Genomic DNA, 15,507 nt, shown 5'->3' with positions numbered 1-15,507 from the left:
TGATGCGTAAGGGGGATTGCGTTGGGGTAGTGCTGCGGGCAGGGCGGCTAGATAGCCTTGCCGGGATTGAGTAGTTGCTTGGGGTCGATTGCCGCCTTGATGGCGTGCTGCACCTCGCGGCTGCGCTCCGAGAGTTCCAGGGCTGCCCAATCGCGCTTGATCGTTCCCACGCCGTGTTCGCCGGTGACCGTCCCGCCGAGGGAGAGCGCCACCTTAACCAGTTCAGTGGCAGCTTCGGTGAGGGACGCAGGCGGGTTCGCGCCGTCGTCGGGCGTTTTGTCCTTGGTGATCAGCGGGTGAAGGTTGCCGTCGCCGGCGTGCGATACCGCCGAAATCTCCACGTCGAATCGTGCTTCCAGGGCGGGGAAGGCTGCGTAGACCTTGGGCAGTTGGGACTTTGGCACGGCGATGTCCTCGCCGACGTACCACTTGTCCTGCGGGAGGCCGCGGCCGCTGCGGCGCAGTTCCCAGAGCCGCACGGCGTCGTCGTCGGATTCCACCGTGACGCGGCCGCCTGCTGCGGTGAGCGCTGTGGCGAGGTCCGCGGCTTGGTCGCCGATGCCGTAGCCGTCGATTTCGATGAGGATCAGGGCGGCGCCACTTTCCCTCAGCGCGGTTCCGGAGTGGGCGTCAATGTTGGACAGGCTGGGGGTGTCGAAGAATTCGATGGCGGCCGGTCGGACGGGGGAGAGGGTGATGGCCGCGAGCCCCTCGGCGCCCTCTGCCGTGCTGTTGAAGAAGGCGGTGACGGTCTTGCGGGCCACGGGGATGGGACGCAACCGGACCGTCGCTTTGGTGACGATGCCGAGGATTCCTTCGGAGCCGACGAACAAGGATGTGAGGTCCAGTCCGGTAACGCCCTTAATGGAGCGGTGGCCGACATTGATGAGGCTGCCGTCCGGGAGGACGATGTCGAGCGAAAGGACGGACTCGCGGGTCACTCCATATTTGGCGCAGCGGAGTCCGCCTGCGTTGGTGGCGATATTGCCCCCGATAGAGGAAATATCGAAACTTGCCGGATCCGGCGCGTAAAAAAGACCGAATGGTTCGAGGTGTTTATTGAGATTCGCATTGATGACACCGGGTTCAACTACTGCCACTTCATCCAAAGGGGAGACCTCAATGATGCGGGTGAGTTTCTCGGTGGAGATAACTATCTGGTCCGTATGTGCGGTGGCACCTCCTGACAGGCCGGTCCCGGCGCCACGGGGCACCACCGTCACGCCAAGTTCCGCGGCCAGTTTTACGGCCGTCTGGACCTCCGCCGCTGTTTCGGGAAGCACGACGGCGGGACCCGGGTTTCCGCTGGCGGCTGCGTCGTGGCTGTAGCGGGTGGTCCCGATGCCGGGCTCGAGGACCTGGATGCCTTCAACCCGTCGCGTGAGTTCACGGATGTAGTCCTGAATGTGTTCGTGGGTTGCGGTGTCTTCATGAGTGAGCTGTGTTGTCATGCCGGTGTCTTTCTGTCCGGGTGCATGACTAGGCATTCCTGCGCGAAGCACCCAAAGGCTTTTGATGGAAATCCCGGTCACAATTGACTGGGTCCTCAAAAGCTAGCGGGATTCGGAATTTACCCGCGAGTTTTCCTGAAACGCCGATCAACAATTCTCAATCGTGAGTAGTAAACAGGACTATTTAGTAAGAGTGCGCAACTTAGCGACACTATTCCTTCTTGATGGTTCTGCCTCGCCTTCCAGCGCGACGAAGATGACGATTGTGGTCTCTTTGTTACGCCTCCGCGACCTCCCGAGAACCCCGGTTTCGCCGCATTACCACCGGAGACGTTCTTCTTTGTTACGGGGGAGGGATCTACGTAATCTCGAGCCTGCATCGGCTCTGAAGAAGAGCCAACTCTGCCGCATGAGGATCCCTTAAGGACGTCTTGTTTTTCCGGCGTCCACGGGGTGCCGGCAGATCATTCCCGGCATCCTCACACCATCTCCGTTCACGGCCTGGAGCTTTTGCAGGCCAGCCCTCTCGCAAAGGAATACGTCCGTGTCTTCACCCAAAGACAACTCGTCCACCCGCATCGTTGCCGGTGAGACCGCGCCCAAGCCCAAGCGCCGCCGCACAGTAGAGATCGCCCTGGCCGTCGGCCTGGTGCTCCTCATCGGTGCGGGCGCCGCAGTCGCTTCCGTTGTTTCGCAGAACAACCAGGCCGCCCCGGCGCCCACCACCACCTCGGCTGCTGAGCTGAAGCTCGGTTACTTTAGCAACGTGACCCACGGCCCCGCGCTGGTAGGCACCAGCAAGGGCCTGATCGCCAAGGAACTGGGCGACACCAAGCTCAGCACCCAGGTCTTCAACGCAGGCCCCGCCGCGATCGAAGCCCTGAACGCCGGCGCCATCGATGCCACGTACATCGGCCCGAACCCGGCCATCAACTCCTTCGTCAAGAGCAACGGCGAGTCCATCAGCATCATCGCCGGTGCCGCTTCCGGCGGTGCCCAGCTGGTGGTCAAGCCGGAGATCAACTCCGCCGCGGACCTCAAAGGCAAGATCCTCAGCTCCCCGCAGCTCGGCGGAACCCAGGACGTGGCCCTCCGCGCCTGGCTTGGCGACCAGGGCTTCAAGACCAACACCGATGGCAGCGGCGACGTAAACATCAACCCCACCGAAAACGCCCAGTCGCTGAAGCTCTTCACCGACGGAAAGCTCGACGGCGCGTGGTTGCCCGAGCCGTGGGCCTCCCGCCTGGTGCTCGAAGCCGGGGCGAAGGTCCTGGTTGATGAGAAGGACCTGTGGGAGAACGGTGACTTCACCACCACCATCCTGATCGTGAACAAGAAGTTCGCCGCTGAACACCCCGAAACCGTGAAGGCGCTCCTGAAGGGCCACGTGGAATCCGTGAACTGGCTGAATTCGGCCTCCGCTGCCGAGAAGGCGACCACCATCAACGCGGTCCTCAAGGACACTGCGGGCAAGCCGCTTCCGGCGAACGTGATTGAACGGGCGCTGCAGAACATCAAGTTCACCACCGACCCGCTGGCCGGAACGTACAACAAGCTCCTCGAAGACGGCGTCAAGGCCGGCACCACCAAGCAGGCCGACATCAACGGCATCTTCGACCTCCGCACCTTGAACGAGGTTGAAGGCAAGAAAACCTCGGCCGCAGGACTCGGCCAGGAGTAGGTGCTCAAGTAAAAGCTGGCGATTGTAAAACGAGGTGCCCGGGATAACATTCCCGGGCCCCTTTTGCATGCCATGATGCACGGCAGGACATCCCCACCTGAGAGACAGTTGGACACCGGGGTCAACGAAGTACCCGGCGCTGTCAGTTCTGAAGCGCCTGTTAGAGCGGCTGCTAGCGGTGGTGGGACTTAGGCGCCGACGTATGCGCCGTTATCGGGATTCTTGCCCAAGTCTGCGTCGTTGGATCTCCAGTACGTCGAACGACGGATACAGGTTCGTCTACCTAATCGCCGCGGCAGACGGCAGGTCTTGCCTTTGCCTTGTTGCAGGGTAAAAAGGGCGCGTGGACACTGTCCACACTTACCACCCCGAACTGGCCCCAATTTCAGTCGAACTGCCCCGGATTCCGGAAGTTTCCGCCACGTCCCATTGTTTCCAACGCTTGGCATCCTGTTCGAGTCCCGCCTCGGGCACGGCATATCCCCCGTCAGAAGGGGTTTTGCTTTAATGTGTGGATATTTCCTGACAAGTCCCTCTGGTTGGGAGTCCAAGATGGTGCCTGGCCGCCGGGTGCGGCCTGTTCAGTTTGGGAGGGGAGCGGGTTCAGCGTCCTGGCGATTGGACGCTCCGCTTGCTGGGATGTGGGGTCATCCGGTCCTCCTTTGGGGTCGCGACGGCCCCTGTTAGCCGTTCACAACTTCATGGTCCTCCGCACGTGCCGATGACATGACTTTCGGCTAATTCTTTTGAAGAACTTTCCGGATCCGGTCCCGGCCCGTGTCCCGGTCAACTGGACTGCCCGAGACTGACGACGAGGTTGATCGCCACTGCCACGACGAAGGTGGCGAAGAAGTAGGAGAGCAGCGCGTGCCCCAGGGCGATCCTGCGGGACGGGGTAGATGACTCGTTCACATTGCTCGCGTTGTATGACATACCGATTGAGAATGCTGAGTAGGCGAAGTCGCTGTACGAAGGGTCCTCGTCCTGGTTGAAGCGGAAGCGATGGCGGTCGTCGTGGTAGTACATCCGGGCGTACTTGAAGGCGTAAACAGTGTTGACAAGAGCCCAGGCGAGTAACACGGCGAGAGCCGCCAGGATCGCCGCGGCCACGCCGATGAAATCCTTTTGCTGGCTGCGGATCAAAGCAAAGACGACTGCCACGAGACTGACGAACGTCGCAGCGATGATGAGTGAGTCAACGAGCCGCCGTGATCGACCCTCCTGGCGGGCGAGTTCACCAGTAGCCTCCGGACCAGCGGGCCACGCCTTTGTCCACGCCCAGATCAGGAAGACGAAGCCGGCGACGGACCATCCGATGAGTGGCGCGAGTTCGGGAGCACCGAGCAGCGCCGGAACGAGTGCGATAACTAGACCAATGATGGCTGATATTAAAGCCTTGCGATCAATGTGCGACATTGAAGAATCGCCCTCCAGACTCGGTTGACCGTGACGGGCCGACGATCCACTGCTGGGTCAGCGCGAATCTCAACATCACGGAATTTCCACGACCTAAGGACTCCTTGTAATTCAGGGGCTCCAGCCGCGGTGCCCCCTGTGCATAGGTCACCGCGGCAGGAATTGCGGCGCACATTGGGGTTGTTAAGGTCCGCCCCGCCGCCGTGGCGGAACAGGTGTCAGGCTGAGCGGTGTTTTCGCAAGGCCTTGATTGCTGCTGCGAGCCCTGTGGCCGCCAGTACCCACGGGGCACCGACAAGGATGGGATCGATCCACTGATGGCTCAGGTCGGCGCGCTTCCTCCCGAAACGGGATTTCACTCCATGGCGGGAGAACTCGCTGAGCACTCCGGACTCGGTCACCGGGTTGTCCGGTCTCAGAGTTGCGAAGGAGCGCAGGTGGCTTTCCCACGCGTCCACTCTGTCGGCGGCGATCAGTACCAGCCAGTGGGCTGCACGTCCTTCGCTGTATTTTCGGTACGCGTACTTCCGCAGCGCACCTGAAACACCCTTGGGAGGGGTCGAGGTGCCAAAAACGGGGGTCACGAAAGCGTGTTCAATGGACCGCTCCCGGGGCCACTTCTCCTGCTGCCGTTCGGGAAAGTCCCAGCGTGCACCGGTCTCGATACCGGGATTCTCGCGTGGGTAGGAGGGCCTGTCCGCCGGGTCAAGGTCCACGCCCCATCCCGGGATCCGTGCCCGCAGGGCCTCCGAGGTTTCCTTCCGCGTGGGTGCGCCGGAGGTGTAAGGAGTTGGTATTTCGCTCACGATGGTCCCCTTCAGGCCGGGTTGGAGACGATGAGGGGCTTGATGCAGTTATCAAGCTTCGCCGAGAAGATGTGGTACCCCTCGGCGATGTGCTCCAGAGGGATGCGGTGGGTGACAAGGTCTCTGGGTTTAATGTGCCCGTTCTGGATGTGTTCGAACAACCGGGGCCACTGTCTCTTGACCGGGCATTGATTCATCCGAAGCGTCAGCCCTTTGTTCATCGCGTCACCGAACTTCACGGCGCTGAAGAGCGGTCCGTAGGCGCCCACAACAGACACCGTGCCGCCCTTGCGGACGGAGTCGATGGCCCAGTTGAGGGCGATGGGCGATCCGCCTTGCAGTTTTAGCTTGCTGCTGGTCACGTGCTGGAGGAAGTTGCCGTCCGCTTCGGCTCCCACCGCATCGATCACGACGTCGGCGCCCAGATAGTCCGTGGCTTTCTTCAGGTGCACCACAATGTCGTCGTACTCCACAAAGTTGTAGGTCTCGGCCTGGGCGAACGAGCGGGCCTTTTCCAATCGGTATTCCAGGTGATCGATGACGATCACTCGCCCCGCTCCCATGAGCCATGCTGACTTTGCCGCGAACAGGCCCACCGGGCCGGCACCGAACACCACAACGGTGTCACCTTCGGCGATGTCGCCCAACTGGGCGCCGAAGTAGCCAGTGGGCAGGGCATCGGTGAGCAGGACCGCGTCCTCCTCGTCCATCCAGTCTGGAATCTTGGCGGGCCCCACATCAGCAAATGGCACCCGCACAAACTCAGCCTGGCCGCCGTCGTAACCCCCGCAGGTGTGGGAGTAACCGTAAATGCCGCCCACAGCGGTGGCATTGGGATTGACGTTGTGGCAGTTGGAGTACAGGCCGCGCGAGCAGAAGTAGCAGGACCCGCAGTAGATGTTGAACGGAACCATGACGCGGTCCCCGACCACCAGGTTCTGCACTGAGGAACCCACCTCGTGCACCACGCCTACAAACTCATGTCCGAAGGTCATCCCGACCCGTGTGTCCGGCATCATGCCGTGATAGAGGTGCAGGTCTGAGCCGCAGATGGCCCCCAACTTCACTTGCACGATCGCATCATTGGGATGTTCGATCTGCGGTATGTCTTTTTCTTCCACGCGCACCTTATAGGGCCCGCGATACACCATGGATCGCATCAGTTCCCCTTTCGGGAAGTAGTTCGTTCCGGCATCGAATTAGCCTGTCGGGCCCTAGGCGCCGGCCGGGTGGAGGACGACTTTGGTCCAACCGTCCACGCGGTCATCGAAGTTCCTGTAGGCCTCCGAGGCCTTGTCCAGGGGCAGTTCGTGGCTGACCAGGAAGGAGGGAGTGGCCTTCCCGCCGGCAATGAGGTCGCGAAGGGCCCGGTTGTATTTCTTGACCGGGCACTGACCGGAGCCCATCGTTTGTCCTTTGAACCAGTAGTTGCCGTAGTCGAAGGCCACCTGACCCTGCTTGGCGAGTTCGTCCGGGGCTCCAGGATCCTGTGGCAGGAACACGCCTACTACGCCCAGGCCGCCTACGAACCTGACGGAGTCCACCAGGCGGTTCAAGGTCAGGTTGGGCTGTTCGTTTCCGCTCGGGTCGTGGGCCTGGTACCCGACGCATTCGCATCCACGGTCAGCGCCGAACCCCATGGTTTGGTCTTTGACGAACTCCACTGGGTCCACTTTGGAATCGTCCACGGGGATGGCACCGATCTGTTCCGCAAGCTTCAAACGGTCATTATGCCGGTCCACCACCATGACTTTTCCGGCGCCCTTGATGATGGCTGAGTAGGCTGCCATGAGTCCTACTGGCCCCGCGCCGTAGATGACTACGGAGTCCCCGGGGTAGACGCCGGCCATCTCGGTTGCGTGCCATCCTGTGGGGAAGATGTCCGCGACCATGACATAGTCGAGCTCTTTCTCCTCGGCGTCCTCGCCCAGGCGCAGGCAGTTGAAGTCTCCGTACGGTACGCGCAGGTACTCTGCCTGTCCGCCTTGGTACGGCCCCATGTCCGCGAACCCGTATGCAGCACCGGCGAGCGTGGGTTCGGGCTGCATTGTCAGGCAGTAGTTGGTGTAGCCCCGATCACAGTTCTTACAGAACCCGCAAGCGATGTTGAACGGCAGTACGACTCGTTCGCCAACCTTCACCTTGTTCACCGCTGAGCCTGTTTCGATCACTTCACCGAGGTTCTCGTGCCCAAAGGTGCGTCCGGTTTCGAAGCTGGTGCGGCCCTCGTACATGTGCAGGTCGGAGCCGCAAATATTCGACGACGTTATTCGCACCAACACGTCGGCGGGGTGCTCAATCCTGGCATCAGGTACGTCCTCGATGCTCACATCGTTCGGTCCTTTGTAGACTACTGCCTTCATTTTTCCGCTCTTTTCTTGTTGCCCAAGCCGATCCGACTAAGTCGATGTAGCTTTCCGGGGGCGCACGCACAGAAATGCTGCGGGGCCCTGACGGAATGATGGCGCAGCCGTTACCCAGAAACGGGTGTTGATTCAGCCAGGAAATGGGGATGCAGGTTGAGGCTTTGGGGCCGCCCATAGGGGCGGAAGGCCCGAGGCTCTCAGACGTCGGGCAGTCCGGGACTTTGTACCTACCCGTCCGCCCGAAAACGAGACAATGAATGAGCCTTAATACTAAGCACACTTATTAACAGTGTCGAGGCATCGCCCAAGATACTTTAATCGGGCGAGGCCGCGCCAAGGACTTGGGGCAAGTTGGGCTGAAGGACTCCAAGGCAGGAGGTCCCACTATCGTGTGGGCTCGGGCCAGGGCCCTTGCCTAGCGCCTGCGGGGTCGGTTTGAGCGCTGATCGTTCCACCGATGCTGATGAGCCGACTGTGCAGATAGGGGAGCGTCTTTCGTGCGCGAGGTCAAGCATTCCAGCGTCGGGCACCGCGGCCAACTAGACTCCGCCGACGCCACCAACCTGCGACCGCGAAAGAGATAGGACGCTACTAAGCCCGGGCCTCTGTCCGATCAGGCTCCAGGGCTGAGCCTCTGCCGCAGTTGTTGCAGTGCCATATGAACGACGGGCTCGGATTTATGGATCTCCCTGATATTCATCCCCGTAAACTCTTTGATTGCCCGGCGCATGCTTTGAACGTTGGTGAATCCGCACCGTGCGGCAATTTCTGAGTAGGTGATTCTTTGGGCATCGGCTTGAAGCAGGAGCTCCAGTGCTTTCCGCGTTCTCAAGGCGCGAATTCGCTCACCCAAACGGAGTTCTTCAGTCTCAAAAAAGTAGAACAGGGAGCGACGGGAGAGGTTGAACTTTCCGGCGATCATTGCCACGTCCAGATTTGGGTTGTCGTAGCTGCTCTCAAGGTATTTCTTTACCGCCCGGCTTAGTGCCGGTTTCTGTGCCTCATCGTCGACCGGCGATTCGAGCAGGGAACCCACCAAGGTAGCCATGACGGATCGGAGGATCTCGCCGGTTCCTGACGCCTCACTGTCGATTCCCGGCCTCTTCCAGCTCATCAATGCGGGGATCACGAAGGTCCCCACAATTGGGTGGCTTGCAAGGTCAGGCATGCGAAGAAGGGAGCGCAGACCGCCTTCGCTGACGTTGAGGCTGATGCGGTCTATGTTGAGCTGCTGTGCGTGAAACCCTTCGGGCGCATCGAAACTGCCGCCCAGCGACGTGTCGATGAATCTGACGGAGCCCGTCGGTACCGGCTCGGGTATGCCGTTGAGATCGAGGGTCAGGCCCTGTGCCTTACGGAAGTAAGCCAGGCGCAGATCCGTGGAGTCGGGATTTGGCGCCCAGAAGCCCAGCGCGGGGGTGTTGTGCATCTCTATGAGGCTGAAGCCCGGTCCGGCAAGATTGATGGCTGAGGGACTGACGGACGCAGGACTCTCACCTTCCGATTTTTCCAGTCGCATCGGTGTTTCGACGGCGTTGCCGTACCACACCCGCCAATGCTCGAATCTTTGTTCGGGATTGAGCCCCTCCGGCACTGCGTATCGTCGCACACGGGCGCTGTTCGCGTCACCAGATTGAGGCATGCCATCCTCCTTCACCAGCCGAGCATCATGGCAGTCGTGTGAGCTGCCACGGCGCCTAAGCAAGAGGTTGCGGTGACGCGTCAGTCCGGCCGAAAATGAGGTCCGCTGGTAGGGCAATTTTACCCCTGGATGCACCTTTGGCCGGCGCTTTAATGTGTTGATGTTGTTCACATAGGTGCGTCTTGCAACTGTTTGGCCGTTACCTCAAGGAGCGGCTGGGGTGTGGGGGGAGCGGGCTCTTCCTGCCGGTTGATGTCTTCTTTTCCACCGGAAAGCAGCCTGGCTGCCAGTTGATTTACTCGGTGGGGGGAGAGGACATACTCGACGGCCAAGATGCTGGCCCCAACCACTCCGGTTTTCGGCCCGGTTTCGGATTGGGTGATGTTCAGGTGCTGGGTCGCCAAGGGCGTTGATCGTGCGTAGACCGTTTCGCGTATCCCTGCCATGAGGTGTTCTCCGGATTCGGCAAGCGATCCGCCCACAACAATCAGGGAGGGGTTGATGAAGCTGACGCACATGTTGAGCATTTCTCCGATGTCGCGGCCCGCCTGGCGGACCGCTTGGATGGCAGCCAGATTCCCGGAACGAACGAGCGAAACGACGTCGCTTCCAGTGATTGCCTCGAGCCCGCTCTCGCGGAGCTGAGCGGCGATGGCAGGCGCGCCCGCTATGGCTTCCAGACAGGCACTCTTGCCACAGCGACAGAGAATTCCTGACCCCCGGGAAACAGCAATATGGCCGACGTCTCCAGCGACACCTGCCGCGCCCCGCTGCAGTTCGCCTCCGCTAACCACTCCCGATCCTATGCCAGTGGCGACTTTGAGGAAGATCATGTTCTCCTCGTTTGGCCAGCGGGCCGCCCTCTCACCAAGTGCCATGAGGTTGACATCGTTATCGACGAGCACGGGTACGCCTAAGGTTTGCTGAATGTAAGCGGGAACATCGAATCCGTCCCACCCTGGCATGATCGGCGGGCTCGTCGGCTTTCCGGTGGAATGCTCAACCGGGCCAGGTAGTCCGATGCCGACGGCGATGACATCCGCAGTCGGGCGTGCCAACACCTGCAAGTGTCCCTTCACCATCGTCAAAAGCCAGTCCAGGACCGCTTCGGGTCCGCATGAAATCTCCAGCCGCTCAGTGGTTTCCACGAGTACCGTTCCCGACAGATCCGTGAGCGCCACGGTGGCATGTGTCGCGCCGACGTCTGCGGCCGCCACCAACTTTGCGCCTGGGTTGAAAGCCAGCCGGGCCGAGGGGCGGCCTCCAGTAGAGGGTGCCCCTGATACGGGAGCTACCAGTTCCAGCTTCAGGAGCGGCTCAAGGCGGGAACTAACGGCAGCTCGGCCCAACCCTGTTGTTCCAGCCAGGTCTGCTCTGGTTCGTGGTTGTCCGTCTCGCAGGATTTGCAGTAGTTCGCCGGGTCCGCCGTTGTCCATGACACTCCAATCGGGGCTTTAAAAAATTGTTCGAGAGCCTGAATTCTTGACGCCTCGGGCTCGCCGGACCCTGAGGGTCCTCATCTCCACTCAGTGTCGATCTGCTCACTCGTTCCCGTCCACCCGGCGAAGTGCTTAGCATCAAAAAGTGCAACTTGGGCGTGCATTCGACCATCATCAGCGTCAAAAGGTGCAGACTTCTGCTGGGCCCCTGACCAAAGTCAGGTGCTGCGTGTCACTGTTTCGACATGGAAAACGACAGAACCACGACAGCCCCCTCCCGGCTACGGGCCGGGTTCGTCGGCGCCGGGTTCATGGCCGAGGTGCACAGCCGGGCCGCCCGCGCTGCAGGGGCGGATATCGCCGGCATTGCGTCTTCGAGCCGTGCCAGCGCCGACCGCGCCAAAGACCGCCTGGGTGTGCAGCAAGCCTACGACTCCGTCCAAGACCTCCTCGAGGACGAGGCGATCGACGTCGTCCACGTCTGTACGCCGAACAGTACCCATTACGCATTGGCCGAGGCCGCGCTGAAAGCGGGCAAACACGTGGTCTGCGAGAAGCCACTCGCCACCAACGTCCAGGACGCAACCGAACTTGTGGAGCTCGCCACCCAGGCCGGGACCGTTGCGACCGTTCCCTTCGTGTATCGCTTCCATCCGATGATCCGGGAAGCACGGGAACGCATTGCATCGGGCCAAACGGGACGGATCTCCACCATCCAGGGCTCCTACCTTCAGGATTGGCTGCTCTTCCGGGACGACGACAACTGGCGGGTGGACGCCGCTCTGGGTGGGCCCTCCCGGGCGTTCGCCGATATCGGCTCCCACTTGTGCGATCTTGTCGAATTCGTGAGCGGGGAAGAGATAGCCAAAGTAAGCGCCCTGAGCCGGACTCTTTTCTCGGGCCGGTCAAACAATAGGGACATCCAGACCGAGGACCTCGTTGCCGCTGTTTTCGCCACTGAATCCGGCACCGTGGGAAATCTCCTGATCAGCCAAGTTGCCCCTGGACGAAAGAACCGCCTGATGATCGAGATCGCGGGTTCGGAGAGCACTCTGCAGTTCGACCAGGAAGCCCCGGAGGCGTTGTGGCTGGGTAAGCGGACAGGGTCGCAGTTGCTCGTCCGCGACCCGCAGGCGCTTAGTCCTGATGCGGCCCGGCTCAGTGTTCTTCCAGCAGGTCATCCGCAGGGTTATCAGGACGCGTTCACTGCGTTCGTGGCTGATACCTATGCCGCCATCAACGGGGACATGCGCGAAGGCCTGCCCACGTTCCAGGACGGCCTCAGGTCGGCCGTCCTCACCGAAAGCATCATCAAATCCAGCAAGGGCGGCGAGTGGGTCGACGTCCCGAACACCAAAGAACTAGAAGGAGTGAAGCAATGAAGATCATTCAAGTAGGCCTCGGCGCCTGGGGCGCCTCATGGCTGAACGTGATTCACCACAGCAAAAGCTGGGAGCTGGCCGGTGTTGTCGACGTCAACTCCGACGCCGCACGGGCCGCTGGTGAACAGTACGGAATCCCCGCGTACGCCACCATCGAGGACGCGCTGGAGCACAAAGATACGTTCGACGCCGCCTTGGTCATCGTTCCACCCGAGTACCACGCAGCCGTGGCCATCCCGGTACTGGAAGCAGGCGTCCACACACTCATTGAGAAGCCCCTCGCACACAGCCTTGAAGACGGCATCCGCATCATTACAACGGCAGAAAAGTCCGGCAAACAGGCCATGGTGTCGCAGAATTACCGTTTCAAGCGGGCCGCCCGCACTGTTCAGCGCCTCATTCGCGACGGAGTCATCGGCGACCTTGAGCACGTCTTCGTCGACTACAAGAAGAACCCGCCGTTCGAAGGGTTCCGGCTCGAAATGGATGAGCCACTGATCGTGGATGCCATGATCCATCACCTTGACCAGCTCCGCGGCATCGTGGGTGTCGAACCCACCGCCGTGCGTGCGCGCTCTTGGAACACTGGCACCTCCAGATTCAAGGGCAACGCCTCCGCCGTGGTGCAGTTCGATTGCAACAACGGCGCCCGCGTCGTCTACACCGGATCGTGGAGTTCCTACGGGCCGCAGACCAGCTGGGACGGAGACTGGGAAATCCAAGGCAGCAAGGGCGCCATCACCTGGAAGAACAACGAGGTCACCATCAACTTCGCCTCACTGTTTGACACCGTCTTCCTTGCCGGAGCGGTGGAACGCTCCGGCGTCATGCATGTCGATCTGGATCCGTTGCCGGTGGAGGAACGCCTGGGGACCCTCGAAGCGTTCCGCGACGCCATCGAAACCGGAACCAAGGCTGAGACGGATGTCACGGACAACATTCAGAGCTTGCAACTCGTCATGGCCACCGCCGACTCCGCCCGCCAAGATGGCGCGCCCATCACCTTGAAGACCAACGCCGAACTCTTCGGCAGCCACTAGCACTTCCGACCCGAGGAAGTGTCGAATTGACTGGAGATACAAACATGCAGCCACAAACAGCCACCGGCTCCGCCGGTCCGGTTTCCGGGAGGGCTGGCCCCGGAAAATCCCACGACGAGTCCCGTTCGCGGCTCTCCGGCGTCGGCGACTTCATCGGTGCTCAGGGCCTCTTGGTCGTCGTCTTGCTCTTCGGTGTACTGCTGACGTTCCTGAGCCCGGTATTCCTGACCACAGTCAATCTGGTAAACCTGCTCTACCAGTGCACCATCCTCGGTGTGTTCGCCATCGGTATGACCTTCGTGATCCTTACCGGCGGCATTGACGTCTCGGTGGGATCTACAGCTGCCCTGTCGTCCGTGCTGTCCATGGGTGTGATAGTCAACATGGATATGCCGCCGGCAATCGGACTCCTGACCGGCCTCGTGGTTGGAGCTGGAGTCGGAGCCGTCAACGGGCTGATGGTCACGAAGCTGGGTATATCCCCGCTGATCGCGACCCTGGCAACACTCTCCGCCGGGTCCGGAATCGCCTTCGCCTACTCCGACGGTGGCAACATCACGCCTGTGCCGAAGGTGCTCACCGATATGGTCAGCGCGAAAATCGCAGGAATTCCCTTGCTCATACCGGCCGTTCTGGTGCTGGCTTTCCTCGCCCACTTGGCCCTGACCCGTACTACCTACGGACGGTCCATTTACGCCGTCGGCGGCAACAAAGAAGCAGCCCTGCTTGCAGGCATCCGCGTCGATCGTGTCACGATGAACGCATACATCATCGCCGGCCTCTCTGCGGGAATGGCGGGACTCCTGCTCACCGGCCGTCTGGCCTCCGGAAGCCCGCGTGCCGGCGACGGCATTGAACTCACCGTCATTGCCGCCGTGGTTATCGGCGGAACAAGCCTCTTCGGCGGCCAGGGAAACATCAAGGGCACGCTGCTCGGCGTGCTGTTGATCGCCATGGTCTCCAATGCGGTGAACCTGCTCGGAATCCCTTCGTCCTACGACCGCATTGTCCAGGGCGTCGTCATCTTCGCTGCGGCCGCCCTGGACGTGTACCGCTACAAGTACGTCCAAAAGAACCTGTCAAGGAAACGCAGGATCGGACCGCCGCCGGCCATAGACCCGACGACGGCGGGCAGCCCGGTTACCGGGCCCGCCACAGCGCACACCACCGGAACTTCGGCCTAACACCTCACCCGCATTCAGCCCGGCGGAGAGCCGGCATGTCTTAGCACCCAACAGAAAGAGTAAGTCAATGAAGACCTCACCCAAACTGGCGGTCCTCGCGGCAGTCTCCGCCGCAGCCATAGCCCTCACCGGCTGCGGAGCACCCAGCGCCGCCCAGGACGCGAACGACGGGACGAAGACGAAGAAGATTGCCGTCCTGCTCTACAGCCAAAGTTTTGAATTCATGGTTGCCCTCGGGCAGGGTGTCAAGGATAAGGCGAAGGAACTCGGTGTGGAGGTCACAGTCCTTGATGCCAAGGGCGATTCCAGCACTCAGATCAGCCAGATCCAGGACCAACTCGCCCAGGGTGTGGACGGCATTGTCCTCAGCCCGAATAACTCCGCTGAACTGGTTCCTGGAGTCCAGATGATCCACGATGCCGGAAAGACCGTCACCACCGTGGACTCGGTTATCCCGGGTGACATCGCCGACGCTGCCGTCGCTTTCGACAACGAAAAGGCTGGCAAGCTCGGCGCTGAAGCCTTGGCCAAGCTGATGGGAGACAAGGGAACCGTCCTTGAATACCAAGGAGCCAAGGGTGCTTACCACGCGATTCTGCGCGGCAAGGGGTTCAACGATGGCATCGAGCAGTTCCCGGGCATCAAGGTCATCGGCCGTGACGCACAGTGGACTGCAGACAACGCTCTGTCCCTGACCGTCGATAACTTCACCGCGGACTCCAGCATCAATGGCCTTTTCAGCCACAACGACGAAATGGTGCGGGGAATCGTCTCCGGCCTCTCGCAGATCAACAAGGACGCTCCGGTCGGCGCCGCAAACCACATCCCGCTCGTCGGAGTAGACGGCACACCCCTTGCTCTGGACCGGATCCGCAATGGTGTCCAGGACGCCACGATGGATCAGAACCCCTTCGAGATGGGCGCACTGGCCCTTCAGGCCCAGGTCGACCTGCTTGACGGCAAGCAGGTGCCCAAGATGCAGCTGACTGACACCAAGCTCATCACCAAAGAGAACGTCGATGACCCCACCCTCTGGGGCAACATCTTCAAGGACTAGCCCAGCTAACCCCTCGGCTGCCTGGCCAGGCCCCGCCGCTTGG

12 protein-coding genes are annotated in these 15,507 nt (G+C 61.0%); 5 read left to right on the top strand and 7 right to left on the bottom strand.

The genetic code is table 11. The annotated features are described in order from the left end of the window. Positions 1-47 precede the first annotated feature (47 nt). Positions 48-1,451 (bottom strand): FAD-binding oxidoreductase, encoded by a 1,404-nt coding sequence (locus ACZ881_RS11620; protein WP_476115461.1) that lies wholly within the window; start codon positions 1,449-1,451, stop codon positions 48-50. Between the two features lie 544 nt (positions 1,452-1,995). On the opposite strand from ACZ881_RS11620, the gene ACZ881_RS11615 reads away from it, so the two are divergent. Further along, positions 1,996-3,132: an ABC transporter substrate-binding protein gene (locus tag ACZ881_RS11615; protein WP_476115459.1), complete on the top strand. Its 1,137-nt coding sequence runs from the start codon at positions 1,996-1,998 to the stop codon at positions 3,130-3,132. A gap of 786 nt (positions 3,133-3,918) precedes the next feature. Here the strand turns inward: ACZ881_RS11615 and ACZ881_RS11610 are convergent. The 6 genes from ACZ881_RS11610 to ACZ881_RS11585 all read right to left on the bottom strand — a co-directional run bounded on the left by ACZ881_RS11610 (position 3,919) and on the right by ACZ881_RS11585 (position 10,798). Then, a complete protein-coding gene (locus ACZ881_RS11610; protein WP_476115457.1) occupies positions 3,919-4,548 on the bottom strand; it encodes a DUF1345 domain-containing protein in 630 nt (209 codons plus the stop codon). 218 nt (positions 4,549-4,766) lie between these two features. Beyond that, complete coding sequence (locus ACZ881_RS11605; RefSeq protein ID WP_476115454.1) at positions 4,767-5,354, bottom strand: hypothetical protein; 588 nt, start codon at positions 5,352-5,354, stop codon at positions 4,767-4,769. An 11-nt stretch (positions 5,355-5,365) separates the two neighbouring features. Beyond that, positions 5,366-6,514 carry a zinc-dependent alcohol dehydrogenase gene (locus ACZ881_RS11600; protein WP_476115452.1) on the bottom strand — a complete coding sequence of 383 codons (1,149 nt, stop codon included), beginning with the start codon at positions 6,512-6,514 and terminating at the stop codon, positions 5,366-5,368. Positions 6,515-6,568: 54 nt separating this feature from the next. Beyond that, positions 6,569-7,717 (bottom strand): glutathione-independent formaldehyde dehydrogenase, encoded by a 1,149-nt coding sequence (locus ACZ881_RS11595; RefSeq protein WP_476115449.1) that lies wholly within the window; start codon positions 7,715-7,717, stop codon positions 6,569-6,571. 616 nt (positions 7,718-8,333) lie between these two features. Next, positions 8,334-9,533 carry an AraC family transcriptional regulator gene (locus ACZ881_RS11590; protein ID WP_476115447.1) on the bottom strand — a complete coding sequence of 400 codons (1,200 nt, stop codon included), beginning with the start codon at positions 9,531-9,533 and terminating at the stop codon, positions 8,334-8,336. Continuing rightward, complete coding sequence (locus ACZ881_RS11585; RefSeq protein WP_476115444.1) at positions 9,530-10,798, bottom strand: ROK family protein; 1,269 nt, start codon at positions 10,796-10,798, stop codon at positions 9,530-9,532. The genes ACZ881_RS11590 and ACZ881_RS11585 overlap by 4 nt, the downstream gene beginning before the upstream one ends. Positions 10,799-11,046: 248 nt before the next feature. Between ACZ881_RS11585 and ACZ881_RS11580 the strand changes: the two genes are divergently transcribed. From ACZ881_RS11580 to ACZ881_RS11565, 4 genes are all read left to right on the top strand, one after another. Then, positions 11,047-12,183, top strand: coding sequence for a Gfo/Idh/MocA family protein (locus ACZ881_RS11580; protein ID WP_476115440.1), 1,137 nt, complete (start codon positions 11,047-11,049; stop codon positions 12,181-12,183). Further along, a complete protein-coding gene (locus tag ACZ881_RS11575; protein WP_476115438.1) occupies positions 12,180-13,223 on the top strand; it encodes a Gfo/Idh/MocA family protein in 1,044 nt (347 codons plus the stop codon). Before ACZ881_RS11580 ends, ACZ881_RS11575 begins: the two co-directional genes overlap by 4 nt. A 44-nt stretch (positions 13,224-13,267) precedes the next feature. Next, on the top strand, positions 13,268-14,407 hold the full coding sequence (locus tag ACZ881_RS11570) for an ABC transporter permease (protein WP_476115436.1): 1,140 nt from the start codon (positions 13,268-13,270) through the stop codon (positions 14,405-14,407). 67 nt (positions 14,408-14,474) lie between these two features. Next, positions 14,475-15,464, top strand: coding sequence for a sugar ABC transporter substrate-binding protein (locus ACZ881_RS11565; RefSeq protein ID WP_476115434.1), 990 nt, complete (start codon positions 14,475-14,477; stop codon positions 15,462-15,464). The last annotated feature ends 43 nt before the right edge of the window (positions 15,465-15,507 follow it).

The sequence above is a fragment of the Paenarthrobacter sp. TE3676 genome (assembly GCF_056279165.1).
This window is presented reverse-complemented; position numbering and strand designations above follow the sequence as displayed.